The sequence below is a fragment of the Lysobacter terrae genome (assembly GCF_054782215.1).
On record NZ_BAAGSX010000001.1, the window covers coordinates 579,653 to 604,804 of the forward strand.

Here is a 25,152-nt window from a genome sequence, read left to right on the forward strand (position 1 = left end):
GAGGCCGCAACGGCTTCGCGAGACCCCACCTCCACCCACGCTCATCAGGGCTACCGACTTGCGACTTTCCGGCAGCATCACCGCGCTGGCCACACCCTTCAACGCCGCTGGCGAACTCGACCTGGACGCCTGGCAGCGTCTGCTGCAGCAGCAGCTCGATGGTGGCACCCAGGCCATCGTCGTCGCCGGTTCCACCGGCGAGGCGGCCGCGCTGTACGACGCCGAATACGATCTGCTGTTGCGCACAGCGGTCGAATTCGTGGCCGGCCGGATTCCGGTGCTCGCCGGTACCGGTCTGTCCAACACCGCCAAGACGATCGAACAGACGCGCCGTGCGGCCGTGCTGGGCGCCGATGCCGCGCTGATCGTCTCGCCGCCGTACGTGCGACCCACGCAGCCCGGTCTGATCGCCCACTACCGCGCGATCGCCGACGATGGCGCGCTGCCGATCGTGCTCTACAACGTGCCCGGCCGAACCGGCGGCGACCTGCTGCCGGAAACGGTGGCCGAGTTGTGCGGACATCCGCGCATCGTCGGCATCAAAGAAGCGCGCGCGGAAGCCGAACGGATGGAGGCGCTGTTGAAGTTCAAGAGCGCGAATTTCGCCGTGCTCAGCGGCGACGATCCCACCGCGTGCCGCGCGATGCTGGCAGGTGCCGATGGCGTGATTTCGGTTGCGTCGAACGTACTGCCGCGCGCGATGCGCCGTCTGTGCGATCTCGCCCGCGCCGGCAAGGCCGACGCCGCGCGGGAACTGGATGCCCAGTTGCAACCCGCGTTCGATTTCATGGGCGTGGAGCCCAATCCGATTCCGGTCAAGGCCGTGCTGGAACTGCAGGGCATCGGCCACGGTCTACGCCTGCCGTTGCTGCCGCTGTCGGCCGCTTATGCCGGTACCACCCCTTCCATCTCGGTGCTCGTGCGCGAGCTCGAAAATGCCTGCGCCACAGCAGCCTGACCCCTCCCCAGGAGAAAGCACCATGCGCCTGATCCGTATCGCTACCGTCGCCGTCGTTCTCACCGCCGTACTCGCGAGTTCCGGCTGCAGCTGGTTCCGCCGCGACACCAAGCTGTATGCCGGCGATCCCAGCACGCGGCCGCTGGAAGTCCCCCCTGATCTCGACCTGCCGCGCACCGAGGGTGCGGTGGTGGCGCCGGGCGCAACCGCCTCGGCGACGGCCAGTGCCGTGTCGGCGCCGGTCGCAGGCGTCTCCAACGGCTTCACCGTCGCCGGAACCCGCGAAGAAGCGTTCGCCAAAGTGGGTGAGGCACTCGCCAAGATCGACGGCCTGTCGGTCGCCAGCCAGGCGCAGCTGCTCGGCGTGTACGACGTCAGCTACGCAGGCAGCAACTTCCTCGTCCGCGTGAGTGCGGTGGACGCCGGCGCCTACGTCGCCGCCGTCGATCCGCGTGGCCAGCCGGCCACCGGCGAAGCCGCAACCAAGGCCATCGCCTCGCTCAAGACGGCGCTCGGCGGCCGCTGACACCCGTTGCGGGATGCGAACAAAAAACGGGCGCATCGCGCCCGTTTTTTATTGCCTGCGCCGAGATTCGGCGCGGCGCTCAGCGTTCCAGCAAATCGATCTTTCCCGGCTTGCCTTCCCACTCGTTGGCGTCGGCCAGGGCGTCCTTGCGGGTGGTGATCACCGGCCAGGCCTTCGCCAGTTCGGCGTTGAGCGCGACGAAGCCCTCCTGGCCCGCCGGCACATCGTCCTCCGGGTAGATCGCGTTCACCGGACACTCCGGTTCGCACAAGGTGCAGTCGATGCACTCGTCCGGATCGATGACGAGGAAGTTCGGCCCTTCGTGGAAGCAATCGACCGGGCACACCTCGACGCAGTCGGTGTACTTGCACTTGATGCAATTTTCGGTGACGACGAAGGGCATGGGCGGGTCCGTGATGGGTTCTGGCCGGGAGTAGTTTAGCGCTCCGGTCTCGGGTCGAAGGCAACAAAAAACCCGGCAATGCCGGGTTTCTGTTCGAGGCCCTATCTCAAGTCGGGCCTGATGTCTGGCGCTCCCTACGGGATTCGAACCCGTGTTTTAGCCTTGAGAGGGCCACGTCCTAGGCCTCTAGACGAAGGGAGCGAAGAGCTTCCGGAGCGGGGGAACCCGCTCCTGCGCCAGGACAAGAACAGCGACCTGAACGCAGACTGTTAGTATACGCAGCGCCATTGCCGCCCGGCAATTGGTGCGAGACACACGACAAATCCGCAGGACCGCGGCACGAACCTAGATGTCCGAATACCACTCCATCCAAACAACGCTACGGTTGATTCCGCGCGAAGAGCACAACGTCTCGCGTCGGGACGTCAGCCCGAATGCCCTGCGCGTGCTGTATCGGCTGCGCGAAGGGGGCTTCGGCGCCTATCTCGTCGGCGGCGCGGTGCGCGACCTGCTGGTGGGCGGGCACCCGAAGGATTTCGACGTGGCCACCGACGCCACGCCGGAACAGGTCAAGCAGCTGTTCCGCAACTGCCGCCTGATCGGACGCCGCTTCCGCCTCGCGCACGTGGTGTTCGGGCGCGAGATCATCGAGGTGGCCACCTTCCGCGCCAACGCCGACGACGGCAGCGGCGACCGCGAAACCCATGAAGGCGGCCGCGTCCTGCGCGACAACGTCTTCGGCTCGATCGAGGACGACGCGGTCCGCCGCGACTTCACCGCCAATGCGCTGTACTACGCGATCGAGGATTTCTCGGTGCGCGACTACGTCGGCGGTTTCGAGGACGTGCAGAACCGCCTGCTGCGCCTGATCGGCGATCCGGAGACGCGTTACCGTGAAGACCCGGTGCGCATGCTGCGCGCGGTGCGCCTGGCGGCGAAGCTGGATTTCCAGATCGAAGCGGCCACGGCCGAACCACTGCCGCGGCTGGCATCGCTGCTGGCCGAAGCCGCGCCGGCGCGCCTGTTCGAGGAGTGCCTGAAGCTGTTCCTCACCGGACACGCGGTCGCCAGTTTCGAAGGGCTCGAGCGCCACGGCTTGCTCGACGTGCTGTTCCCGGAAGCCGCCATGGCCCTGCGCGCGAATCGCAGCGGCGCCTTGCGGCGCATGCTCATCGCCGGCCTGAGCGGAACCGACGCGCGGGTGGCGAACGATGAACCGGTGTCGCCGGCCTTCCTGTTCGCGCTGCTGCTGTGGCCCGCCTACTGCCGCGCACTCGCGCAGCTGCAGCAGGGCGGCATGCACACGGCGGAAGCCGAGCGCCGCGCTGCCGACCGCGTCACCGTGCACCAGCTCAACATGGTCGCGCTGCCGCGGCGCTTCTCGCTGCCGATGCAGGAGATCTGGCTGCTGCAGTCGCGATTCTCGCTGCGCCAGCGCAAGCGCGTGTTCCGTTTGCTCGCGCATCCGCGGTTCCGCGCGGCGTTCGATTTCCTCAACCTGCGCCTTTCGGCATCCAACGAGCATGCCGACGACGTCGCGTTCTGGCGCGAAGCCCAGCAGCAGCCGGGCGATACGCTGGCGGCGCAGCTCGATGCGCAGCCGGGCGAAGCCACCACAGGTGCGCCGCGCCGTCGCCGCCGGCGGCGACGCAATGGATCCGCGGCGTCCGCCGAGTGAAGGCCAGGACCGTCGCCCTCGTCGGCTTGGGAGGCAACCTCGGGGATGCCGCGGCCACGCTGCGCCAGACGTTTCGCGAACTCGACGCCTTGCCCGAAACCCGGCTGCTGCGCGCGTCCCGGCTCTACCGCAGTCGCGCCTGGGGCCGCACCGACCAGCCCGACTTCATCAACGCCGTCGCGATGATCGAAACCGCGCTCGATGCACGCGAATTGCTCGATGCGATGCTCGGCATCGAACATGACGCGGGACGCGAACGCCACGCCGACCGGCGCTGGGGCCCGCGCACGCTGGATTTGGATCTGCTGCTGTTCGGCGACGCCGTGATCGACGAGCCGGGCCTGCATGTCCCGCATCCGCATCTGCATGAACGCAGTTTTGCGCTGGTGCCGCTGGTGGAGATCGCGCCGGATGCAATGATCCCGGGCATCGGCGCGGCGCGCGACGCGCTGGCGAAATTGGATCCCTCGGACATCGAAGCGCTAGGCTAATCGCATGTACACCTCGAAGCCGCAGGACAAACCGGCCTTGGATAAGCCCTGGACCGTGCCGATGCTCGGCGATGCCAAGCGCGCCGGCCGCAAGCTGGTGATGCTTACCGCCTACGATGCGAGTTTCGCGCGCACGTTCGAAGAGGCGGGTACCGACATCATCCTGGTCGGCGATTCGCTGGGCATGGTCGTGCAGGGCCACGCCAGTACGCTGCCGGTGACGGTCGCCGATACCGCCTATCACGTCGCCTGCGTGGCGCGCGGCCTGAGCAAGTCGCTGCTGGTCGCCGATCTGCCGTTCCAGTCGGATGCGACGCCGGAACGCGCGCTGGACGCCTCCACCACGCTGCTCCAGGCCGGCGCGACGATGGTCAAGCTCGAAGGCGCGGGGCATAAGCTCGACGTCATCCGCTTCCTGGTCGAACGGGAAATCCCGGTGTGCGCACACCTCGGCCTGACGCCGCAATCGGTGCTGCGCCTGGGCGGCTACAAGGTCCAGGGTCGCGAAGAGGCCGCAGCGGCGAAGTTGCGCGCGGATGCGCGCGCCGTCGCGGAGGCGGGCGCCGCCCTGCTGGTGCTGGAGTGCGTTCCCAGCGCATTGGCGCAGGCGATCACCGCAGACCTGCAGATCCCGACTATTGGCATCGGCGCGGGCCCGCATTGCGACGGCCAGGTGCTGGTGCTGCACGACCTGCTCGGCGTCAACAGCGGTCACCGCCGGCCGAAGTTCGTGAAGGATTTCCTGGCCGAGGCGGGAACGGTTGCCGGAGCCGCGGTTGCCTATGCAGCCGCGGTGCGCGAAGGGCGCTTCCCCGACGCCGCGCATTCCTACGACTGAAACCCAAGCAGATGATCGACGTCGTCACCGAGCTGTCCGCACTGCGCGGCCGTATCGCCGAGTGGAAGCGGTCCGGACAACGCATCGCCTTCGTTCCGACCATGGGCAATCTCCACGCCGGGCATTTCTCGCTGATCGAGATCGCGCGGCAACACGCCGATCGCGTCGTCGCCAGCGTCTTCGTCAATCCCACCCAGTTCGGTCCGAACGAGGACTTCAGCCGTTATCCGCGCACGCCCGACGCCGATGCCGCCGGGCTGGATGCCGCGGGCTGCGATCTGCTGTGGCTGCCGTCGGTGGCGGCGATGTATCCGTACGGCGCGGAGGCGACGGTGCGGGTCAGCGTTCCCGGCGTGACCCAGACGCTGGAAGGCGCGCACCGCCCGGGCCATTTCGACGGCGTCGCCACGGTCGTCGCCCGCCTGTTCAACCAGGTGCAGCCCGACGCGGCCGTTTTCGGGCGCAAGGACTACCAGCAGCTCGCGGTGATCCGCTATCTGGTCCGCGACCTGGCCTTTCCGATCGAGATCGTCGCCGCGGAGACCCGCCGCGAGGCCGACGGCCTGGCGATGAGTTCGCGCAACCAGTACCTGTCTGCGGAGGAGCGCCCCGTGGCGGCGGACATCAGCCGCTGCCTGCAGGCGATGCGTGAGGGCATCCGCGCCGGCGGGGAGCTGGCATCGGTCGAAGCCGAGGCGACCGCGCGGCTGCAGGCCGCTGGTTTCGCCGTCGATTACGCGGTCGTGCGGACGCCGGAACTGGGCGTCCCGGCGGATCCGCGGGGACCGCGCGTCGCCCTGATCGCCGCCCGACTAGGGCGGACGCGACTGATCGACAACCTGGAATTCGAGGCCTGAGCAGGGCTTTGCGCGGGGCCCGCGGCCGGACGGCGGCCGGCGGTTGAATCGCCGGTGACGGGACGCCGCGTTCCATGTTGCACCGCGCCATGCGCTGCTAAACTTCGGCTTTCTCGCCGCCAAGCCCGGCTGCCGGAGTCTGCAAAATGCAACTGAACGTCCTCAAGGCCAAGATCCACCGCGCCAGCGTGACCCACGCCGAGCTGCACTACGAAGGCTCGTGCGCCATCGACGGCCGCCTGCTCGATATCTCGGGTATTCGCGAGTACGAGCAGATCCACATCTACAACGTCAACAACGGCGCCCGCTTCGTGACCTACGCCATCCGCGGCGAAGAAGGCAGCGGCGTCATTTCGGTCAACGGCGCGGCCGCTCACTGCGCGCAGCCGGGCGATCTGGTCATCATCTGCGCCTACGGCGTCTGCGACGAGGCCGAAGCGGCCAAGTACAAGCCGACCTGCGTCTACGTCGACCGCCAGAACCAGCTGACCCACACCAACCATTCGATGCCGCAACAAGCCGCGGCCTGATCGGAGTCTCATGCCAGCAACGCATCGGTTAGAGCAACTCAGGGGCCAGGCCGAGCGTCTGGTGAAAGTAGATCTCCAATCGATGCTGCGGGCCGACCCGGCCCGCGCAGGCGACTTCGCGTTGCGGGTCGGCCCGCTGTACGCCAACTTCGCGCGCCAGCACTACGACCGCGAAGCGTTGGCGGCGCTGGACACACTGGCGGCGTCGGCCTCGCTGGACGCCGCTTTCCGCCGTCTCTTCGACGGCGACATCGTCAACGTCACCGAAGGCCGCGCCGCGCTGCACACGGCGCTGCGCAGCGATCTTTCCAAGGCCGCGGCCGCGCGCGAGGCGTTCGCCACCGCGAGCGACGTGCGCCAGCGCATGGGCCGGTTGGTCGCGCAGCTCGAAGCCAGCGGCGTGACCGACATCGTCAGCGTCGGGATCGGCGGGTCCGACCTGGGCCCGCGCCTGGTCGCGGATGCGCTGCGCGATCCGCTGCCGTCGAAGCTGCGGGTGCATTTTCTCTCCAACGTCGATGGCGCTGCGGCGCAGCGCACGTTGGCGCCGCTGGATCCGCAGCGGACGGCGGCGATCCTGATTTCGAAGACCTTCGGCACGCAGGAAACGCTGCTCAACGGCACGATCCTGCGCGACTGGCTCGGCGGCAGCGAGCGTCTGTACGCGGTCAGCGCCAATCCGCAGCGCGCGGCCGCGGCCTTCGACATCGCCGCCGAACGCGTGTTGCCGATGTGGGACTGGGTCGGCGGACGTTATTCGCTGTGGTCGGCGGTCGGTTTTCCGATCGCGCTGGCGATCGGTTTCGATCGCTTCGAGGCCTTGCTCGCCGGCGCGGCCGAACTCGATGCGCATGTGCTCGGGGCGCCGCTCACGCAGAACCTGGCAGTGCGCCATGCGCTGACGGCGGTATGGAATCGCAACGCGTTGGGCCACGCCGCGCAGGGCGTCATGACCTACGACCAGCGCCTGGCGCTACTGCCGGCGTATCTGCAGCAGCTGGTGATGGAGAGTCTGGGCAAGTCGGTGCAGTTGGACGGTAGTCCGGTCGGCGTCGATACGGTGCCGGTATGGTGGGGCGGTGCGGGCACCGACGTGCAGCACAGTTTTTTCCAGGCGCTGCACCAGGGCACGCAGAAGGTGCCGCTGGATTTCGTCGGCACGGTGCGCAACGACGATCCCTATACAGAAAACCATCTCGCGCTGCTGTCCAATCTGCTCGCGCAGAGCGAGGCGCTCGCCAACGGCCAGCACAGTGACGATCCGCATCGCAGTTATGCCGGTGGTCGCCCGAGCACGATGATTTTGCTTGATGCGTTGACGCCGCATTCGCTCGGCGCACTGATCGCGATGTATGAGCACAGCGTCTATGCGCAGTCGGTGCTGTGGGGTATCAACGCGTTCGATCAGTTCGGTGTCGAGCTGGGCAAGCAATTGGCGAGTGGGTTGCTGCCTGCGCTCAAGGGCGAAGGTGATGTGGCCGATCCGGTTACTAAGGTCTTGCTGGCGGAGTTGAAGTCGCGCCGTTGATGGCTGGGAGTTCGCGGGTGGGCAGGCGGCGCCGGTGGGTAGTCGCGCCGTTGATGCCTGGGAGTTCGCGGGCGGGGCAGGCGGCGCCGGTGGGTAGTCGCGACACGCCGTGAATCCGTCCATGGAGGCTTCTCGGCGGCATCCATGCCGCCGACAGTCGCGCCTACCCACCGACGCCGCCTGCCCCCCACACATCGTGTGGTGGTGTGAGTAAAAGCTAAGACGCTACTGAGCTTCGGGCTGCGCAACTTGCGCAGTTCGCTTTGCCTTTGGTCGCACAACTCAAGATGTTTGAGGGGCAGGTGGTGCTGGTGGGCAGGCGTGACTGTCAGCGGCATGGATGCCGCTGACAAGCCTCCATGGACGGATTCACGGCGTGTCACGACTGCCCACCAGCGCCGCCTGCCCGCCCGGATATCCGGTGCTACAGCGCAGTCCGCTCCGCATGTTGCCGTAAAGCCCAGCCCACATGCTCACGAACCAAGGCCGAAGGATCTTCGCGCCGCGAAGCGAGCGCTGCGAGCACCTCGGGTGTAGTCGGCGCATTACCCAAAGCCACCGCGATATTGCGCAGCCAACGTTCGTGGCCGCTGCGGCGGATCGCAGTGCCTTCGGTGCGACTGAGGAATTCCTCTTCGCTCCACGCGAACAACTCCGGCAGCGTCGCCGTATCCAGGTTGTTGCGCGCGCGGAAATCCGGCTCGTCGGTGCGCTTGGCGAACTTATTCCAGGGGCACACCAGCTGGCAGTCGTCGCAGCCGAAGATGCGGTTGCCGATCAGCGGGCGTAGTTCTTCGTCGATCGCGCCTTCGTGCTCGATGGTGAGGTAGGCGATGCAGCGTCGCGCATCCAGACGGTGCGGCGCGACGATCGCGTGGGTAGGGCAGATGTCGATGCAGCGCGTGCAGGTGCCGCAGTGCGCGCTCGCCGGCGCATCCACCGGCAGCGGCAGGTCGACATAGATTTCGCCGAGGAAGAACCAGGAACCGCCGTCCTTGTCGATCAGGCAGGTGTGCTTGCCGATCCAGCCCAGGCCGGCGTTGCGGGCCAGCGCGCGCTCGAGCACCGGCGCCGAATCCACGAACACGCGGTGGCCGAACGGGCCGACTTCGGTCGCGATGCGATCGGCCAGCTTCTGCAGCCGTTGCCGCATCAGCTTGTGGTAGTCGCGGCCCAGCGCGTAGCGCGCGACGTAGGCGCGCTGGCCATCGGCCAGGGTCTCCCAGGCTTCCTCGTCGTCGCGGCGGCCGTAGTCGAGCCCGACCGAAATCACCCGTAGCGTCCCCGGGACCAGATCCTCCGGGCGCGAGCGCATCTGGCCATGCCGGGCCATCCACTCCATCGAGCCGTACAGCCCCTGCGCGAGCCAATCGCGAAGGTAGCCTTCGTCCTCGCCCAGTTCGATGCCGGCGATGCCGCAGCGCTGGAAGCCGAACTCGCGCGCGAGCTCCCGTATGCGCAGGGCTAGCGCCGCGTAGTCCGGCCCGTCGTGGGTGAATGAGCTGCTCATCGCGCCAAGTATAAAATCGCGCGATGCGCGCTCCCTCCTATCTGCTGAATGCCGCCGCTCTGCGTGGCGTGGAGGCGCGCGCCACGGCCGCGCTGGGCGATGGTTTCGAGCTCATGCGCCGCGCCGGCCAGGCGGCCTGGCGCGAGCTGCTCGCGCGCTGGCCGCAGGCGCAGCGCATCGTCGTGGTGTGCGGTCCGGGCAACAACGGCGGGGACGGTTACGTGGTGGCGCGCCACGCGCTGATGGCGGGGCGCCAGGTGGACGTCGTGCGGCTGGACGCGCATGCGCCACGCACCGACCTGGCCATGCGTGCCTGCAAGGATTACGAAACCTCGTTCGGCCGGGTGCAGACGTTTGCCGCGCAGTTGCCCGAGGCCGATCTCGTCGTCGATGCCTTGTTTGGCCTGGGCTTGTCGCGTCCACCGGACGAGGCCAGCACGCGGCTGATCGAAGCGATCAACGCGCACGGAGCGCCCGTGCTGGCGCTCGATGCGCCCAGCGGCGTGGATTGCGACCGCGGCAACGTGCCGGGGGTGGTCGTGCGCGCCACGCGCACGCTCGAGTTCATCGCCGCGAAGCTGGGCCTGCACACGGGTGCGGCGCTCGATCATGCCGGCGGCCTGTCGCTCGCCACGCTCGAGCTTGCGCCGTCGCTCGTCGCCGACGCCGAAGCGAGCGCGGAGTTGCTGCTGGCCGCCGACATCGCGCGCTGGCTGCAGCCGCGCAGGCGCGATTCGCATAAGGGTTCGTACGGGCGGGTGCTGTGCGTGGGCGGCGATTTCGGTGGCGGCGGCGCGATCCTGCTGTGCGCCGAAGCCGCATTGCGTTGCGGCGCCGGCCTGGTCGACGTCGCCACGCGCGAGCGGCATCTGCCGCCGCTGCTGGCGCGCACGCCCGAAGCGCTCGGGCATGCCATCGAGGACGACGATTCTCTCGACGCTTTGCTGCAGCGCTGCAGTGTCGTCGCGGCCGGTCCGGGATTGGGGCAGGGCGATTGGAGCGCGCGCTTGCAACGCCAGTGCATCGCCAGCGGCAAGGCGCTGGTGTTGGACGCCGATGCGCTGAATCTGCTCACCTCGTCGAAACAGGCATTGCCGGCCGATTGCGTGATCACCCCGCACCCGGGCGAAGCGGCGCGATTGCTCGACGTTTCCACGGCACAGGTGCAGGCCGATCGCCACCACGCCGCATGCGAATTGGCGTCGCGCTATCGCTGCACCGTCGTGCTCAAGGGCGCCGGCAGCATCGTCGTCGCGCCCGATCGCCTGCCCTGCGTGATCGGCGCCGGCAATCCGGGCATGGCCACCGGCGGCATGGGAGACGTGTTGACCGGCACCATCGCCGCGCTGCGTGCGCAAGGCCTGGACGCGTTCGATGCCGCGCGTGCCGGCGCATTGCTGCATGCGGTCGCCGGCGACGCGGCTGCGGATAATGGCGAACGTGGACTGCTGCCTTCGGATCTGATGCCATGGCTGCGGCGATTCGCCAATCCGGAAAAGACGACGTGATTTCGATGTTGTTGGAAGATGCCGACGCGACGAATGCATTGGGTGCGGCCCTGGCGCGAACGCGGCCGGCGCGCGCCGTGCTTCATCTCCATGGCGATCTGGGCGCGGGCAAATCGACGCTGGCCCGCGCGCTGCTGCGCGAGCTGGGCGTTACGGGCGCGATCCGCAGCCCGACCTACACCCTGGTGGAGCGCTATCCGCTCCCGGCCGGCGGCGAAGCCTGGCACTTGGACCTCTACCGCATCGGCGACGGCGGCGAATTGGAGTTCCTGGGCCTCGACAGCGACGAGGCGACGCTTTGGCTGGTGGAGTGGCCCGAGCGTGGGGGTGGCTTCCTGCCACCACCGGACGTGCGCGTGGACCTGGACGTCGCCGGGCAGGGACGCCGCGCCAGCGCAACGGCAGCCACGGACGCCGGCCGCGCCTGGCTTGAGCGTTTGCAGGCGGTAAACGCCCATGAAGTTGCGGCCGACTCCTGAACGATCCCGAAGGAAAGGGCTCCAGGTATCGGATTCGTAAGGAAAAAATACTTGACGTTCTGCAAAGCCGGTGCTTGACTACCGGCCATGCGCGTATCGGGGACTACCGTCCAGAAGGTTCTGCTAGGCATGGCGTTGCTCTCAGCGCTGGCCTGGAATCTTGCGCACGCCAGTGAAATCAAGGGCTTGCAGATCAGCACGGGCGCAACCGGCACCCGCGCGGAAATCGCGCTGGACCAGGCCGCCGAGTTCAAGCTCATCCGCCTTTCCGCGCCCGAGCGCCTCGTGGTCGATCTGCCGGCGACCCATCTGCGCAAGGGCACGACCCTGCCGAACCCGATCGGCGTGGTCAAAGCGGTGCGTACCGGCCAGCCGGAGCCTGGCATCGCCCGCATCGTGTTCGACCTGGCGCAGCCGGTGGCCGTGCTCAAGCCGCGGATCGAGCAGGGCAGCAATGGTCCGCGCCTCGTTCTCGAATGGCCCGGCGACGGCGATGACGCGTCGACGGTGGCCAAGACGGTTGCGCCGCAAACGAATGCGACCGTGCCGCAGCCGACCGCTTCGAATTCCGCGACGACGGCTGCACCCGCCGACGACGTGGCCGCATCCAATGCCGCCACGACCAAGCTGATTTCCGACCTGGCCTCGCGCGGCGATCTCAAGCGCTTCGACAGCCCGACGGCCGCGAATACCGCAGGCAATACGCCGAAACCGGCCGGCACGAACACGACGACGGCGCTCGGCACCGGCGGTACTACGACCGTAGGCGCACAGGCGATCGCGACCGGCACGCCCACCACTGCGCCCAATCTGGCGATCGCCACGCCGCCGGAAGCCGTCAAGACTATGAAGGACGTGATGCGCAGCCGCGGCATGCGTCCGCTGGTGATCGCGATCGACGCCGGCCACGGCGGTCAGGATCCGGGTGCCTCGGGCCTCAACGGCAAGCGCGAGAAGGACGTGACCCTGGCGATCGCGCGCGAACTCGCGCGCCAGATCAACGCCACGCCGGGTCTGAAGGCTTATCTGACCCGCGATACCGATGTCTTCATTCCGCTCAACCAGCGCGCGCAGTTGGCGCGCCAGGCGCGCGCGGACATGTTCGTCTCGATCCACGCCGATGCGGCGGAAAATCGCGGCGCCAGCGGTTCGTCGGTGTACGTGCTGTCGCTCAAGGGCGCTTCTTCGCAGCGCGCGCGGTGGTTGGCGGACAAGGAAAACTCGTCCGACCTGATCGGCGGCGTGCGCCTGGAGAAAACCAGCGGCACGCTGGCCTCGGTGCTCATCGACCTGACCCAGAGCGGGCAGATGAAGGCTTCCGAGGACGCCGCAACGCACGTGCTCGACGGCCTCAGCCGCATCGGCCGCAACCACAAGCCGCACATCGAGCGCGCCAACTTCGCGGTACTGCGCACCTCGGATATGCCGGCGATGCTGGTGGAAACGGCGTTCATCTCGAATCCCGAGGAAGAGCGCCGCCTCAGCGATCCGACCTACCAGCGTCAGCTGGCGCGCGCGGTGCTGGACGGCGTCAACACCTACTTCCTGCGTCAGCCGCCCCCGGGCACGCTGTATGCGGCCCAGGCCGCGGCGGAGACCTCGTCGATCGCGGGCGCGGGCGGCGGCAGTCGCTAATCAGGCTCCGGCGGCAATCAGTGTCGAAATCCCCCGGTAGCCGGTGGGATAAACGCTCCGCGCCGGCCTATCATCACGGCATAGATTCCGCATGGCGCCTGCCGCCGTTTCTGCCGTGGCGATACGACAACTTCCCGATACCCTCATCAACCAGATTGCCGCCGGCGAAGTCGTAGAACGTCCGGCTTCCGTGGTCAAGGAACTGGTCGAGAACGCGCTCGACGCAGGCGCACGCCGCATCGACATCGATCTGGAGGAAGGCGGCGTCCGCCTGATCCGCATCCGCGACGATGGCGGCGGCATCCCCGCCGTGGACCTGCCGCTGGCGGTGTCGCGCCACGCCACCAGCAAGATCGCCTCGCTCGATGATCTGGAAGGCGTGGCGACGCTCGGCTTCCGCGGCGAAGCGTTGCCGTCGATCGCGTCGGTCAGCCGCTTCGCGCTGATTTCGCGCCACGACGGCTCGCAACATGGCGCCGCGCTGGAAATCGACGGCGGCCGCCTCGGCGAGGTGACGCCCAGGCCGCATCCGCAAGGCACGACGGTCGAAGTGCGCGATCTGTTTTTCAACGTGCCCGCGCGGCGTAAGTTCCTCAAGGCCGAGCGCACTGAGCTGGGCCACATCGAGGAATGGTTGCGGCAACTCGCGCTGGCACGTCCGGACGTCGAGCTGCGCGTATCGCACAACGGCAAGCCGTCGCGCCGCTGGAAGGGCGAAGGCGATCTGCTTTCCGAAGTGCGTCTGCACGAAGCGCTGGGCGAAGAATTCGCGAATCACGCGCTTCGCGTCGACCACGCGGCCGCCGGCCTGCGCTTGCACGGCTGGATCGCGGAACCGGTCTACAACCGCGCCAGCGCCGACCAGCAATATCTGTACGTCAACGGCCGCGCGGTGCGCGATCGCAGCGTGGCGCATGCGGTGAAGCAGGCCTACGCGGACGTGCTCTTCCATGGGCGGCAGCCGGCCTACGTGCTGTTTCTCGAACTCGATCCGCGCCGCGTCGACGTCAACGTGCATCCGGCCAAGCACGAAGTGCGTTTCCGCGACGCGCGCCTGATCCACGACTTCGTCTATCGCACGCTCAACGATGCGTTGGCGCATACGCGCGCGGGAAACACGCCGATGGCGGCTCCGCTTGCGGAGAACATCGCCCGGCCCGATACCGCCTACCGCTGGAATGCGGCTGCGCCGCAGGCGCCGCTGGGCCTGCAGGTCGCGGAAGTGCGTTCGGGGTACGCGGCGCTCTACGGCGAGCCTGCCGATGCCGGACAGAGCGCGGTGTCGCCGGCCTCGAACGCGCCGAATCGTTATTCCCTGGCCGATCTCCAGCAAACGGCCGGTGCGCCCGATCTCCCACCGCTCGGTTATGCCATCGCACAGCTGCACGGCATCTACATCCTCGCCGAGAACGCCGACGGCCTGATCGTCGTCGACATGCACGCCGCGCACGAACGCATCGGTTACGAGAAGCTCAAGTGCGCCCACGACGGCGAAGGGCTGCGCACTCAGCCCTTGCTGGTGCCCGTGAACGTATCCGTGGCCGAGCGCGAAGCCGACGTCGCCGAACGCGAAGCGGAGACCTTGGCGACGCTGGGTTTCGAGCTGACCCGCAGCGGCCCGCAATCGCTGCTGCTGCGTTCGGTGCCGGCGCTGCTCGCGCACGGCGACGTCGAGGCGCTGCTGCGCGACGTCCTCGCCGACCTGCGCGAACACGGCGAGAGCCGGCGGGTGGCGGCGGCCCGCGACGAATTGCTCGCGACCATGGCCTGTCACGGCGCGGTACGTGCGAACCGCCGTCTCACTTTGCACGAAATGAATGCGCTGCTGCGGGAAATGGAGGTGACCGAGCGCTCGGGTCAGTGCAATCATGGCCGCCCGACCTGGGCCCGTTTTTCCCTGGCCGAAATCGATCGCTGGTTCCTGCGAGGACGTTGATGGCACGACTGACCACCCGATGGCTTGCGTTGTTCGCACTGGCGCTGCTGGCGACCGCGTGCGAAGACAAAGAAGCCCTGCAGAAGGCGGCCGACGCCAAGGCGCAGGCGTTCAATGCCACGCAGCAGGCCTGGCGCGACCAGCGCCGCGCGGATCTCACCCAACCCGACGGCTGGACCAGCCTGGTGGGGCTGCATTGGCTGGAGCAGGGTGAGCACTACTTCGGTAGCGACGCCGACAACGGCATCCGCCTGGCCGTCGGCCCGGCGCACGTCGGCATGATTTCGCTCGACGGCGGTCGCATCCGACTCGTCCCGGAGAAGGGCGCGCCGATCACGCTCGACGAGCAGCCGCTCAAAGGCGCTGCCACCTTGCTGAGCGATGCCGACGAAAAGGGGCCGACCCGGATCGGCTTCGACGAAGGCAAGGGGCTGATCACCGTGATCAAGCGCGGCGACCGCTACGCGCTGCGGGTCCGTCACGCCGACGCGGCGACGCGCAGCGGGTTCAAGGGCATCGAGTACTGGCCGGGTGGCGATGACTGGATCATCCACGCCAAGTACGTGCCGAACGCGCCGGGCAAGACCCTACCGATCGCGAACATCGTCGGCACGACCGACAACGTCCCCAATCCCGGGGCGTTCGAATTCCAGCGCGGCGACAAGACCTACCGCATCGAGGCGCTCGACGAAGGCAACGGCCAGTTGTCGCTGATCTTCGCCGACCGCACGAGCGGCCACGGCAGCTATCCGGCCGGACGCTTCCTCGACGTGCCCAAGCCTGATGCGAGCGGCAGCGCCGTGATCGACTTCAACAAGAGTTACAACCCGCCGTGCGCGTTCACCGCGTTCGCGACCTGTCCGCTGCCGCCGGCGGAAAATCGCCTCGACCTGGAAATCGTCGCCGGCGAAAAGGCTTATTCCTTCGGCAGCAAGTCCAAACATTCCTGAAGCAGGCACAGATGAAGCCCATGAATTCCGCCACGCTCCTGCGCCGCCGCAAGACGCTGGCTACCGCCGTGCTGGCGTGCGCGCTGATCGCACCCGCCATCCATGCCTGGGCGACGAGTGCCGCGCCTGCAATGGCCCCCGCTTCCGTCGCGGCGAAGGCGCCGCCCACGCCGTTGCTGTGGAAAGTCTCCGACCAGGACAACGCGCTTTATCTGCTCGGTTCCTTCCATCTGTTGAAGGACGACGACTACCCCTTGTCGGCCGACATCGACAAGGCGTTCAACGACGCCGACAAACTCGTGTTCGAAATACCGCCGGCGGAGCTGACCGACCCCGCGCTCGCGCAGAAGATCACGCAGCTGGCCGGCTACGCCGATGGCCGCAACCTGAGCCAGGTCGTGCCGGCGGACGTGCGCGAAAAGATGAAACTGATGCTCGGTGAGCAGCGGCTCGCGCAGATGGAGGCGCTGGAGCCGTGGTTCATCAATCTCGGCCTGGTGATCGGCGTTTCGCAGCAGCTGGGTTTCCGCGCCGATCAGGGACTCGATCTGCATCTGGCGCGCCGCGCCGAAGCGGCCAGCAAGCCGGTAGCCGGACTGGAGACCGCCGACGAGCAGATCAGCTTGCTCGATGCCACGCCGATGGACGAACAGGTGGCAGGGCTGCGCGACTTCTTCAGCAAGCCGGGCGAAGTCCCCAAGCTGTTGAACGACAGCCACACCGCGTGGCGCAACGGCGACGTGCAGCGCTTGAACGCGCTGGTGATCGACCAGGTGCGCAAGGAAACGCCGACCACGTACCGGCTCATCAACGTGCAACGCAACGATGCCTGGGTGCCGAAGCTGCAGCAGATGCTCGACGGGCAGACGCAGGGCGACACGCTAGTCGTCGTCGGCGCCATGCACCTGCTGGGCCCGGACGGCGTGGTCGAGAAGTTGCGCGCCAAGGGTTACAAGGTCGAACGCATCTGTTCGGACTGCAAGGCAGCACGCCATTGAGAGCGGCTCCGCCGCCGGACCAGAGCGCGTCGGACAAGGAGCAGCGATACGCTAGCGCGATCGCCGCACTGAACGCCGGAGACTGGCCGAAGGCACAGCATCTGGCCATGCACCTGCTGCGCGAGGCGCCGCATCACGCCGGCGTCTCCTTCGTTGCCGGCGTCGCTGCCATGCACTTGCAACAGATGCCATTGGCGGTGGCCTGCCTGCAGCGTGCGGTGGAAAGAAATCCCAGTCGCGCGGATTATCTGGCGCAGTTCGCGCGTTCGTTGGCGCAGTCCTCGCGCTTGCGCGAAGCGGCGAGCATCGCCCAAAAGGCGCAGGCACTGTCCCCGGCTGATGCGCTGACCCTGGATACGCTCGGTGTCGTTTACACCCAGGCCAACGACTACGAGCGTGCGGCGCAGATGTTCCGGCGCGTGGTCGAGGTCGAACCCAGGATCGCCAGCTACCGGTTCAATTTCGCGACCTCGCTGATCTTCGCCGGCGACGTGGACGCGGCCGAGCAGGAACTGGAAACCTGCCTCGCGCTCGATCCGAACTACTGGAAGGCCTATCTCACGCTGGCGCAGCTGCGCAAACAGACGCCCGAGCGCAATCATCTCGCCCGCGTCGAATCGATGCTGGCAGGCAATGCAGGCAATGCGCAGGCACTGATGTTCCTCAATCTCACCCTGGCGAAAGAGCACGAGGACCTGGGCGACTACGATCAGGGCTTCACTGCGCTGGTCCGCGGCAAGCGTGCAGGCGCACCACGCAACTACACCTCCAGCCGCGATGCCGCTTTGTTCGACGCCATCGAACGAAGCTTCGAAGCGGTGCCCGCCGAAATGGGCTGCCCGTCGGAACGTCCGATCTTCGTGTTCGGGATGCCGCGCAGCGGTACCACCCTGGTCGAACGCATCCTCTCCAGCCATCCGCTGGTCGAATCGGCGGGCGAGTTGCAGGATTTCAGCGTGGCTTTCAAGCGTGCTTCCGGCAGCAGCACGCCGGAGTTGCTCGATATCGACACGATGATGCGCGCGCGCGAAGTGAAATGGCGCGACGCCGGTGCGGCTTACCTGAGCAGCACCAGTTCGCACGCCACTGCCAAGCATCTGATCGACAAGCTGCCGCACAATTTCCTGTACGCCGGCTTCATCGCCAATGCGCTGCCGGAAGCGAAGCTCATCTGCGTCCGGCGCGACCCCGTCGACACCTGCCTGAGCAACTTCAAGCAGCTGTTCTCGCCGAACTCGACCTACTACGACTACTCCTTCGATCTGTTGGACACCGGCCGTTACTTCGTGCGTTTCCACCGTCTGATGTCTTTCTGGCGTGAGCGCCTGGCGGATCGCATGCTCGAGATCGACTACGAGGACGTCGTGAACCAGCAGGAAGCGAGCACCCGCCGCCTGCTGGAGTTCTGCGGACTGCCGTGGGACGAGGCCTGTCTGAGCTTCCAGAACAATGCCGCGCCTGTCGCGACGGCGAGTGCGGTGCAGGTGCGATCGCCGCTGTATCGCTCGGCGCTACAGCGCTGGAAGCACTACGAGCCGCACCTGCAGGAACTGCTCGCACTGCTGGACGAGGCGGGCATTCCGCGCACCGCAGCGTAGGTACGCCCAAACGCGGCGCCGATCGTCAGGCCGGCACTAGGACGATGCAATCGACCGGACAGGCCGGCACGCACAGCTCGCAGCCGGTGCACAGCGGTTCGATCACGGTGTGCATGTGCTTGGAGCCGCCGATGATCGCGTCCACCGGGCAGGCCTGGATGCACTTGGTGCAACCGATGCAATCGGCTTCGACGATCAGCGCAACCGGAGCGGGCTTGTGCTCGCCGCGCGCACGGTCGTAAGGCTTGGCGGCAACGCCCAGGACGTGGGCCAGGGCGCGCGCGCCGGCGTCGCCACCGGGCGGACAACGATCGACATCCGCCTCGCCGTGCGCCATCGCTTCCGCGTACGGACGGCAACCGGCGAAGCCGCACTGACCGCATTGGGTCTGCGGCAGGATGCGGTCGAGGCGGTCGGTCAGATCCACGGAGCTAAGGGGTGAGGGCGCTTAACGCACCGGCATTCCCGGTGCGGCGCCGCTGTCGGCATCGAGCAGATGCAAACCACCGCCGTCGAAACCGGCCGACAAGATCATGCCCTCGCTGATACCGAAGCGCATCTTGCGCGGCGCGAGATTGGCGATGAACACCACACTGCGGCCCACCAGCTTTTCCGGTTCGCCGTAGGAGCCGCGGATGCCGGAGAAGATCTGGCGCTTGCCCAGCTCGCCCGCATCCAGTTCGAAGCGCAGCAGCTTGTCCGAGCCGTCGACGAATTCGCACGCGAGTACCTTGCCCACGCGCAGGTCGAGCTTGGCGAAATCGTCGATGCCGATGGTCGGCGTCTGCGTTTCCGCTACCGGTTGCGGAGCGGCGGGTTGCGTGGTGGCTGCGGCAGTCGGTGCGGCAGGCTGCAGGTTTTCCTTGGAAGCTTCGATCATGGTGTCGATCTGTTTCGGGTCGATGCGGGTGAACAGGGGGTTGTAGGCGGCGATGCGGTGCGCGAGCAGCGGCGCAGCGAGATCATTCCAGCTCGCGATCGGTGCCTGCAGGAAGGCCTCGCTCTGGTCGGCCACGCGCGGCAGCACCGGCTTGAGCGCGGCGGCGAGAACGCGGAACAGGTTCAGGCCCTGCGTGCACACCGCCTGCAGTTGCGCGTCGGCGCCTTCCTGCTTGGCCAGCACCCACGGCTTGTGTTCGTCGATGTACTTGTTGGCTTCGTCGGCGAGCGCCATCGCCAGGCGCAGCGCGGTGGCGGCTTCGTTGCGACCGTAGGCTTCCGCGATCGGTGCGAGCTGCGATACGAACTGCGCGTACATCGCCGGGTCGGGCAGCTGCGCCGCCAGCATCCCTTCGAAGCGCTTTTCGATGAAGCCGGCGCAACGGCTCGCCAGGTTGACGAACTTGCCGACCAGATCCGAATTCACGCGCGCGGTGAAGTCGGCGAAGTTGAGGTCGAGGTCGTCGACGCCGCCGGAAGTCTTGGTCGCGAAGTAGTAGCGCAGCGCTTCCGGCGCCAGGCCCTGGTCGAGGAAGGTGCGCGCCATGACGAAGGTGCCGCGCGACTTCGACATCTTCTCGCCGTTGACCATCAGGTAGCCGTTCACGTGCAGCCGCGTGGGCGCGCGATGGCCGGAGCCGTGCAGCACCGCCGGCCAGAACAGGCCGTGGAAATTGACGATGTCCTTGCCGATGAAGTGATGCATCTCGGTCGGCGTGCCCGGCGCGAGGTAGCGGTCGAAGTCGATGCCGTCGCGCTCGCTCAGCACCTTGAAGCTGGCGAGATAGCCGATCGGCGCATCCAGCCACACGTACAGGTACTTGCCCGGATGGCCGGGAATCTCGAAGCCGAAGTACGGCGCGTCGCGCGAGATGTCCCACGCACGCAGGCCGCCTTCCGCGTCCAGCCATTCCAGCAGCTTCGCCTTCACGCCTGGCGTAGCGACGTCGCCGGCGAGCCAGTTGCGCAGGAAGTCGCTGAAGTGGCCGACTTCGAAGAAGAAGTGTTCGGACTCGCGGATCTCCGGCGTCGCGCCGCTGATCACCGAGCGCGGCTCCTTCAGTTCCGTCGGCGAATAGGTGGCGCCGCAGTTCTCGCAATTGTCGCCGTACTGGTCCGGCGTACCGCAGTTGGGGCAGATGCCTTTCACGTAGCGGTCGGGCAGGAACATGCCCTTGACCGGGTCGTACAGCTGCGACACGGCGCGGCGCGCGATGTGGCCGTTGGCTTCCAGCTTCAGGTAGAAGCTTTCGGTCAGCGCCTTGTTGTGCGCGGAGTTGGTCGAGTCGTAATGGTCGACTTCGACGCCGAACGCGCGCAGGTCGCGATCATGCGACTCCTGCATGCCGGCGATGAAGTCTTCCGGGCTGACGCCCGCCTTCTCGGCGGCCAGCATGATCGGCGTGCCATGGGTGTCGTCCGCGCTGACGAAGCGGACCGTGTCGCCGGACATTCGCCGCGCCCGCACCCAGATGTCGGCCTGGATGTAGCCCACCAGATGGCCCAAGTGCAGGGCGCCGTTGGCGTAGGGCAGGGCGAAGGTGACGAGGAGGTCGCGGGACATGGGCACAGCGGAGGCGAGGGGGCGGCGATTATCGCATGTGCAGCAAAAGGCCCCCGTCCCGGCCGGATATTCGTCCAGGCGTGCCGCTAGCGGCGAATCCAGACCTGCTGGCGGCAGAGGAAGACGATGCAGCCGGACATTCCCAGTTTCTCGCCGCCTGCGAGCAATTCGATCTTCGACTTGTAGGTCTTGCCGTTCTCGGGGTCGAGCACGGTGCCGCCGTTCCACTTGCCGGGGCCGTCGGGTTTCAGGCCCCAGAGGATGACCATGCCCTTGATCGGCTTGTTGCGGTTGCCGCCGCGGCACTTGTCGCAGGCCGGATCGGCGCCGTTGTGCGTGTCGAGGATCTCCACGACCTTGCCGGCGTAGCTGCCATCCGTGGTGCGGTAGATCTCCACGACGGATTTCGCTTTGCCGGTGTCGTCATCGACGGTCTGCCAGCGCCCGGTCGGCACGCTCTGGGCAAAAGCCGACAGTGCAGGGAAGCAGAGCAATGCCGCCAGCATTGCCGTTGTAGCGATACGCATGTGGAATCCCCTTCGCCAAAAAACGTACGGCCCGTTGCCGGGCCGTACGGGAACACTCTTCACTGGAGCAGTCAGGGCTCGCGGGTCCAATGCGCGGAGCGGCAGAACACGAACTTGCAGCCCGTGATTTCCAGCTTGCTGCCGCCTTCGACCAGCTTGACGCTCTTGACCTTGAAGCTTTCACCGGCCGAAGGCTTGAAGCCCTGGCCATTGCCCCAGCCATCGGGCGTCTTTTCCAGATTCCACAGCACCGGCATGCCGATGATGGGCTTGTTCTTCTGCGCACCGTCGCACTTGGTGCACAGAGCGTTGGGCGTGTAGAGGGTCTCCACCACCTTGGCGGCGAGCTTGCCGTTCTTCGCTTCGTACACCTCGGTGATCGTCATCGGCTTGCCGGTCTGGTCGTCCCAGGTCTTCCAGCGGCCGATGGGCGAAGTCGCCGACTGCGCGAACGCCATCGACGAGGCCGCGAGCAGCGGCAGGGCAAGCAACACGGCAAAAAATTTCGTACGCATCGATTCAGTCCCCCTCCGGACTAGGTTTGAGCACGTACCGAGCCAGCAGCCCGGCTGCGGCCTTTATACCGCATCCGGGGCCGTACGGAGGCTGAAGCTGCGCCGGCATTGGGCAGCGCGTCACTGACGAAGCGCCGCCCAAAAGAAAGCCCCGCCGAAGCGGGGCTTTCGATTACCGCGGAGGCGATCCGTCAGTCCTTGTTGAAGACGTACTTGGCTTCGACGAAGAACGCACGGCCGTACACGTCGTAGTTGCCCGTGTTGTACGGAGAGCCGGTCAGGCCGTCGTAGGTCAGGTCCATGTCGGGCATGCGATTGCCCAGGTTGGTGACCAGGAACGAGAAGTTCAGGTCCGGCGTGGCCCGGTAATTCACGCTCGCGTTGAGCGTGGTGTACGAGCCGACGCCACGGTTGCGACCGTACGCCGTGGGGACCGAGGTGATGAACGCCACGTTGTTGCCCGTCGGACCCAGGTAGTTGGCGTACAGCGTGGTCGTGAAGCTGCCCTTGTCCCAGGATGCCGACGCATTGGCCTTGTAGCGCGGGTCGGTGGTGTAGAACTCGTCGTAAACCAGATCGATGACCGGGTCGTCCGCGTAGTTCTGCTGCTCGTGCTTCAGGTTGCGGGTCCACTGGCCATTCAGGTGCAGATCGCCAAAGGAACCCATGTTCTGCGACCAGTGCATATCCACCGTGACCGCGTTCAACTCGCGCTTGGCGATGTTGATCTTGGTCAGGCGGATGTTCTGCAGTGCATTGTTCAGCGCGTTGCGATCGATCGCGTTGAACGCCGCCTGGCAGGTGCCCGAGCTCGGATCGAGCAAGCCGGTACCGCCCTGGGCCACCGGGGTGCAGTTGTACTCGTCGCGCATCAGGCGGGACGCATCCTGCAGCAGCACTTCGTTGGTGATTTCCCAATGGCGATAGTCGGCGCCGATCGAGAAATTGGCGCTCGGAGACCAAACCACGCCCGCACTCCAGACGTCGGCGTCGATCGGGTCGAGGTCGGGGTTGCCGATCTGCGTGCCGAAATACTGCGCGGATTCCAGGTTCTGCGGGCAGCCGGTCTCGTCAGGATCGAAGCCGGCGCGGGCGCAGCCCAGGTCGTCGCGGACGCTGGAGTAGAAACCGCTCGCACCCTGGAACATGTCGGAGATGGTGGGTGCGCGGAACGCGGTGCCGACGGTGCCGCGGAACAACAGGCTGTCGATCGGGCGGAACTCCAGGCCCACGGTGTAGGTCGGGCTGTCGATCTTGCGGCCACCGGCCTTGAAGGCGTCGTAACGGCCAGAGAGCGAGATGGTCAGCGGTTCCCACACAGGCAGGCGGAGTTCGCCGGTCACCGCGTAGCGCGTGCGGTCGCCTTCGCCGCTCACCGAGGTCGTGCCCCAGATCTGCGACTGCAGCGTGACCGGATCGGGGATCAGCAGTGCGTCGGGGTTGTACTCCCAACCTTCCTTGGCCCATTCGCCAGCAATGGCGACACCAGCATCACCACCCGGCAGCGAGAACAGCGAGCCGTTGGTGACTACGGCGCGGAACAGATTGTCGTAGGTCTTGCTGTGCGAGCGGGTACGCGTGGTGAAGCTCTCGAAGGCACCCGCCGGCAGCAGCTGGTAGAACGCGGCGTAATTCGGCGTGTAGGTCTCGTAAGCGCCGAAGTACGGGTCCAGTCCCAACGACGGACCGAGGATGTTCGTCTCGAACCAGTCGTTGATGGGATCGGCCAGGCGCGCCCAGCTGTCTTCGGTCAGCTTGTACTCGGTGCGGGTCACGCCGACGTCGTAATCCCAGGTGGAGTCACCGAACGTGCCGTTGACGCCGAAGGTGGCGGCATACGACTTGCTGGTGTCGTGGTTCATCGACTCTTCCCAGCCGCCGGCCATGTCTTCCGGCGCGAAGGCGCGCTGCAGCTGGAAGAAGTCGTCGAGGTTGGGGTCATAGAAGTAGCCCCACTTCACGCTCGTGCCCCACCAAGTGAAGTTCGAACCGATGTGGTAATCCACCTTCTCTTTGCTGTAGAGCAGGTCGCCGTACAGTTGCGTGTTGTCGTTGAGGTCGAACGTGGCGTGCGTATAGACCTGGGTCGCTTCCTTGCCGTTGCGCAGGGTGCGGTAGCCCGGAGTGAACATCGAGCCGCAATAGGGCGCCGGACGGTTGGGACGCGTTTGCAGGCCGGTCGTGCCGCCGAATGCATCGGCCACGTTGGCGCAGTTGGCCGGATCGAGGAAGTTGTAGCTGGTGAACGGGCTGAAGACCAGCCAGTCGCGGCTGGCGACCGGTACGCCGTCGTTCGGATTCGCCGGATTGTCCAGCGGGTGTTGGTTGAACTGCTTGGTCAGGTCGCGCTGGTAGGCCCAGATCGGGTCGCGCTTGTCGTACTGGATGCCGGCGAGGATGTTGAAGCGATCATCGGCCAGGCTGAAACCGTCGGCGAGACTGACGCGCGTACTCTGACCGCCCCCATCCTTGTAGACGCCGGCGCGAGCCGAGATCGTCGTTCCCTCGATACGCTTCTTGAGGATGATGTTGACGACGCCGGCGATGGCGTCGGAGCCGTACAGCGACGATTGGCCGCCGGGCAGGATTTCGATGCGCTCGACCAGTTCCGCCGGAATGCCGCTGATGTTGTTGAACGTATCGGTGCCGTTGTACAGCGCCGGATAGTTCGCCATCGGGCGACCGTCGATCAGGTACTTGGTGTAACCGACCGGCAGGCCGAACAGGCTATTGGTTTCGGCACCCTGGGTGAACGACGCGGAAGACTGGTTGCCCTGCACGCCACCAGTGGCGAACGAGCTCTGCGATAGCGCTTCCTGGACGGTATTGAAGCCGCGGGCTTTCAGGTCGTCCGCGGAGATGATCGTCACCGGCTTGAAGGTCTCAAGCTCGGTTTGCGGGATCAGGGATCCCGTCACGATCACCTTGTCGAGTTCCGTCGCTTTCTTCTTCCCGGTATCCGGCTGCTGTGTGTCCTGCGCCATCGCTACATTGGCGGTGAGAACCAGTGCGCTCATCAGCGCTGCCGACAGCGCGCGGCGCTGCAGGCGGTTGCCTTTACTGACTGCCATCGTTTTCCCCTTGGATCGTGAAAAAGTTCTAGCTAGACGCCGGCCCCTGGCGGTTGGTTTTTGTGACCAACGTTAGGAACTTAACACGTGGTTAACGAGACTGCACACGTCCA

General features: G+C 66.6%; 22 protein-coding genes and 1 tRNA gene. 15 read left to right on the forward strand and 8 right to left on the reverse strand.

Going from position 1 to position 25,152, the window contains the following annotated elements; all coding sequences use genetic code 11:
- Nucleotides 1-58: 58 nt before the first annotated feature.
- Nucleotides 59-958: a 4-hydroxy-tetrahydrodipicolinate synthase gene (gene dapA, locus ACYVJ8_RS02825; RefSeq protein ID WP_460709373.1), complete on the forward strand. Its 900-nt coding sequence runs from the start codon at nt 59-61 to the stop codon at nt 956-958.
- Between the two features lie 22 nt (nt 959-980).
- Complete coding sequence (locus ACYVJ8_RS02830) at nt 981-1,484, forward strand: hypothetical protein (protein WP_460709374.1); 504 nt, start codon at nt 981-983, stop codon at nt 1,482-1,484.
- 79 nt (nt 1,485-1,563) lie between these two features.
- On the opposite strand, the gene fdxA is transcribed toward ACYVJ8_RS02830, so the two are convergent.
- Nucleotides 1,564-1,887 (reverse strand): ferredoxin FdxA, encoded by a 324-nt coding sequence (gene fdxA, locus ACYVJ8_RS02835; RefSeq protein ID WP_460709375.1) that lies wholly within the window; start codon nt 1,885-1,887, stop codon nt 1,564-1,566.
- A gap of 125 nt (nt 1,888-2,012) precedes the next feature.
- Nucleotides 2,013-2,088, reverse strand: a tRNA-Glu gene (locus tag ACYVJ8_RS02840).
- 148 nt (nt 2,089-2,236) lie between these two features.
- Here ACYVJ8_RS02840 and pcnB point away from each other — a divergent pair.
- The 6 genes from pcnB to pgi all read left to right on the forward strand — a co-directional run bounded on the left by pcnB (nt 2,237) and on the right by pgi (nt 7,809).
- Nucleotides 2,237-3,565 carry a polynucleotide adenylyltransferase PcnB gene (gene pcnB / locus ACYVJ8_RS02845; protein ID WP_460709376.1) on the forward strand — a complete coding sequence of 443 codons (1,329 nt, stop codon included), beginning with the start codon at nt 2,237-2,239 and terminating at the stop codon, nt 3,563-3,565.
- The gene (gene folK / locus ACYVJ8_RS02850; protein WP_460709377.1) at nt 3,562-4,056 is read left to right on the forward strand and encodes a 2-amino-4-hydroxy-6-hydroxymethyldihydropteridine diphosphokinase; all 495 of its coding nucleotides are present in this window, start codon (nt 3,562-3,564) and stop codon (nt 4,054-4,056) included. The genes pcnB and folK overlap by 4 nt, the downstream gene beginning before the upstream one ends.
- 4 nt (nt 4,057-4,060) lie before the next feature.
- Entirely contained in the window at nt 4,061-4,894 is an 834-nt protein-coding gene (gene panB / locus ACYVJ8_RS02855; protein ID WP_460709378.1) for a 3-methyl-2-oxobutanoate hydroxymethyltransferase, read from the forward strand.
- 11 nt (nt 4,895-4,905) lie between these two features.
- The gene (gene panC, locus ACYVJ8_RS02860; RefSeq protein WP_460709379.1) at nt 4,906-5,751 is read left to right on the forward strand and encodes a pantoate--beta-alanine ligase; all 846 of its coding nucleotides are present in this window, start codon (nt 4,906-4,908) and stop codon (nt 5,749-5,751) included.
- Between the two features lie 146 nt (nt 5,752-5,897).
- Nucleotides 5,898-6,281: an aspartate 1-decarboxylase gene (panD, locus tag ACYVJ8_RS02865; protein ID WP_056130033.1), complete on the forward strand. Its 384-nt coding sequence runs from the start codon at nt 5,898-5,900 to the stop codon at nt 6,279-6,281.
- 10 nt (nt 6,282-6,291) lie between these two features.
- Complete coding sequence (pgi, locus tag ACYVJ8_RS02870; protein WP_460709380.1) at nt 6,292-7,809, forward strand: glucose-6-phosphate isomerase; 1,518 nt, start codon at nt 6,292-6,294, stop codon at nt 7,807-7,809.
- A gap of 424 nt (nt 7,810-8,233) precedes the next feature.
- On the opposite strand, the gene queG is transcribed toward pgi, so the two are convergent.
- Nucleotides 8,234-9,319, reverse strand: a complete 1,086-nt coding sequence (gene queG / locus ACYVJ8_RS02875) for a tRNA epoxyqueuosine(34) reductase QueG (protein ID WP_460709381.1) — start codon at nt 9,317-9,319, stop codon at nt 8,234-8,236.
- Nucleotides 9,320-9,342: 23 nt separating this feature from the next.
- Here queG and ACYVJ8_RS02880 point away from each other — a divergent pair, with 23 nt between their 5' ends.
- The 7 genes from ACYVJ8_RS02880 to ACYVJ8_RS02910 all read left to right on the forward strand — a co-directional run bounded on the left by ACYVJ8_RS02880 (nt 9,343) and on the right by ACYVJ8_RS02910 (nt 18,423).
- Entirely contained in the window at nt 9,343-10,827 is a 1,485-nt protein-coding gene (locus ACYVJ8_RS02880) for an NAD(P)H-hydrate dehydratase (protein WP_460709382.1), read from the forward strand.
- Entirely contained in the window at nt 10,788-11,306 is a 519-nt protein-coding gene (tsaE, locus tag ACYVJ8_RS02885; RefSeq protein WP_460709383.1) for a tRNA (adenosine(37)-N6)-threonylcarbamoyltransferase complex ATPase subunit type 1 TsaE, read from the forward strand. The genes ACYVJ8_RS02880 and tsaE overlap by 40 nt, the downstream gene beginning before the upstream one ends.
- Nucleotides 11,307-11,435: 129 nt before the next feature.
- Nucleotides 11,436-12,941 carry an N-acetylmuramoyl-L-alanine amidase gene (locus tag ACYVJ8_RS02890; protein WP_460709384.1) on the forward strand — a complete coding sequence of 502 codons (1,506 nt, stop codon included), beginning with the start codon at nt 11,436-11,438 and terminating at the stop codon, nt 12,939-12,941.
- A 115-nt stretch (nt 12,942-13,056) separates the two neighbouring features.
- Complete coding sequence (gene mutL / locus ACYVJ8_RS02895; protein ID WP_460711004.1) at nt 13,057-14,877, forward strand: DNA mismatch repair endonuclease MutL; 1,821 nt, start codon at nt 13,057-13,059, stop codon at nt 14,875-14,877.
- Nucleotides 14,877-15,827: a DUF1684 domain-containing protein gene (locus ACYVJ8_RS02900; protein WP_460709385.1), complete on the forward strand. Its 951-nt coding sequence runs from the start codon at nt 14,877-14,879 to the stop codon at nt 15,825-15,827. The genes mutL and ACYVJ8_RS02900 overlap by 1 nt, the downstream gene beginning before the upstream one ends.
- A gap of 11 nt (nt 15,828-15,838) precedes the next feature.
- A complete protein-coding gene (locus ACYVJ8_RS02905) occupies nt 15,839-16,825 on the forward strand; it encodes a TraB/GumN family protein (RefSeq protein ID WP_460709386.1) in 987 nt (328 codons plus the stop codon).
- On the forward strand, nt 16,822-18,423 hold the full coding sequence (locus ACYVJ8_RS02910; protein ID WP_460709387.1) for a tetratricopeptide repeat-containing sulfotransferase family protein: 1,602 nt from the start codon (nt 16,822-16,824) through the stop codon (nt 18,421-18,423). Before ACYVJ8_RS02905 ends, ACYVJ8_RS02910 begins: the two co-directional genes overlap by 4 nt.
- Nucleotides 18,424-18,448: 25 nt before the next feature.
- On the opposite strand, the gene rnfB is transcribed toward ACYVJ8_RS02910, so the two are convergent.
- From rnfB to ACYVJ8_RS02935, 5 genes are all read right to left on the reverse strand, one after another.
- Nucleotides 18,449-18,850, reverse strand: a complete 402-nt coding sequence (gene rnfB / locus ACYVJ8_RS02915) for an Rnf electron transport complex subunit RnfB (protein ID WP_460709388.1) — start codon at nt 18,848-18,850, stop codon at nt 18,449-18,451.
- 21 nt (nt 18,851-18,871) lie between these two features.
- A complete protein-coding gene (metG, locus tag ACYVJ8_RS02920) occupies nt 18,872-20,926 on the reverse strand; it encodes a methionine--tRNA ligase (RefSeq protein ID WP_460709389.1) in 2,055 nt (684 codons plus the stop codon).
- Nucleotides 20,927-21,012: 86 nt separating this feature from the next.
- Nucleotides 21,013-21,453 carry a DUF2147 domain-containing protein gene (locus tag ACYVJ8_RS02925; RefSeq protein ID WP_460709390.1) on the reverse strand — a complete coding sequence of 147 codons (441 nt, stop codon included), beginning with the start codon at nt 21,451-21,453 and terminating at the stop codon, nt 21,013-21,015.
- Between the two features lie 71 nt (nt 21,454-21,524).
- A complete protein-coding gene (locus tag ACYVJ8_RS02930) occupies nt 21,525-21,968 on the reverse strand; it encodes a DUF2147 domain-containing protein (protein ID WP_460709391.1) in 444 nt (147 codons plus the stop codon).
- A 191-nt stretch (nt 21,969-22,159) separates the two neighbouring features.
- The gene (locus tag ACYVJ8_RS02935; protein WP_460709392.1) at nt 22,160-25,039 is read right to left on the reverse strand and encodes a TonB-dependent receptor plug domain-containing protein; all 2,880 of its coding nucleotides are present in this window, start codon (nt 25,037-25,039) and stop codon (nt 22,160-22,162) included.
- Nucleotides 25,040-25,152 lie beyond the last annotated feature (113 nt).

What these genes read in the sequence shown, in the direction of transcription:
- ACYVJ8_RS02830 (WP_460709374.1), top strand. Translation starts at nt 981, where the DNA reads ATGCGCCTGATCCGTATCGCTACCGTCGCCGTCGTTCTCACCGCCGTA.
- fdxA (WP_460709375.1), bottom strand. Translation starts at nt 1,887, where the DNA reads ATGCCCTTCGTCGTCACCGAAAATTGCATCAAGTGCAAGTACACCGAC.
- pcnB (WP_460709376.1), top strand. Translation starts at nt 2,237, where the DNA reads ATGTCCGAATACCACTCCATCCAAACAACGCTACGGTTGATTCCGCGC.
- panB (WP_460709378.1), top strand. Translation starts at nt 4,061, where the DNA reads ATGTACACCTCGAAGCCGCAGGACAAACCGGCCTTGGATAAGCCCTGG.
- panC (WP_460709379.1), top strand. Translation starts at nt 4,906, where the DNA reads ATGATCGACGTCGTCACCGAGCTGTCCGCACTGCGCGGCCGTATCGCC.
- panD (WP_056130033.1), top strand. Translation starts at nt 5,898, where the DNA reads ATGCAACTGAACGTCCTCAAGGCCAAGATCCACCGCGCCAGCGTGACC.
- pgi (WP_460709380.1), top strand. Translation starts at nt 6,292, where the DNA reads ATGCCAGCAACGCATCGGTTAGAGCAACTCAGGGGCCAGGCCGAGCGT.
- queG (WP_460709381.1), bottom strand. Translation starts at nt 9,319, where the DNA reads ATGAGCAGCTCATTCACCCACGACGGGCCGGACTACGCGGCGCTAGCC.
- ACYVJ8_RS02880 (WP_460709382.1), top strand. Translation starts at nt 9,343, where the DNA reads ATGCGCGCTCCCTCCTATCTGCTGAATGCCGCCGCTCTGCGTGGCGTG.
- tsaE (WP_460709383.1), top strand. Translation starts at nt 10,788, where the DNA reads ATGGCTGCGGCGATTCGCCAATCCGGAAAAGACGACGTGATTTCGATG.
- ACYVJ8_RS02890 (WP_460709384.1), top strand. Translation starts at nt 11,436, where the DNA reads ATGGCGTTGCTCTCAGCGCTGGCCTGGAATCTTGCGCACGCCAGTGAA.
- ACYVJ8_RS02900 (WP_460709385.1), top strand. Translation starts at nt 14,877, where the DNA reads ATGGCACGACTGACCACCCGATGGCTTGCGTTGTTCGCACTGGCGCTG.
- ACYVJ8_RS02905 (WP_460709386.1), top strand. Translation starts at nt 15,839, where the DNA reads ATGAAGCCCATGAATTCCGCCACGCTCCTGCGCCGCCGCAAGACGCTG.
- metG (WP_460709389.1), bottom strand. Translation starts at nt 20,926, where the DNA reads ATGTCCCGCGACCTCCTCGTCACCTTCGCCCTGCCCTACGCCAACGGC.
- ACYVJ8_RS02925 (WP_460709390.1), bottom strand. Translation starts at nt 21,453, where the DNA reads ATGCGTATCGCTACAACGGCAATGCTGGCGGCATTGCTCTGCTTCCCT.
- ACYVJ8_RS02930 (WP_460709391.1), bottom strand. Translation starts at nt 21,968, where the DNA reads ATGCGTACGAAATTTTTTGCCGTGTTGCTTGCCCTGCCGCTGCTCGCG.
- ACYVJ8_RS02935 (WP_460709392.1), bottom strand. Translation starts at nt 25,039, where the DNA reads ATGGCAGTCAGTAAAGGCAACCGCCTGCAGCGCCGCGCGCTGTCGGCA.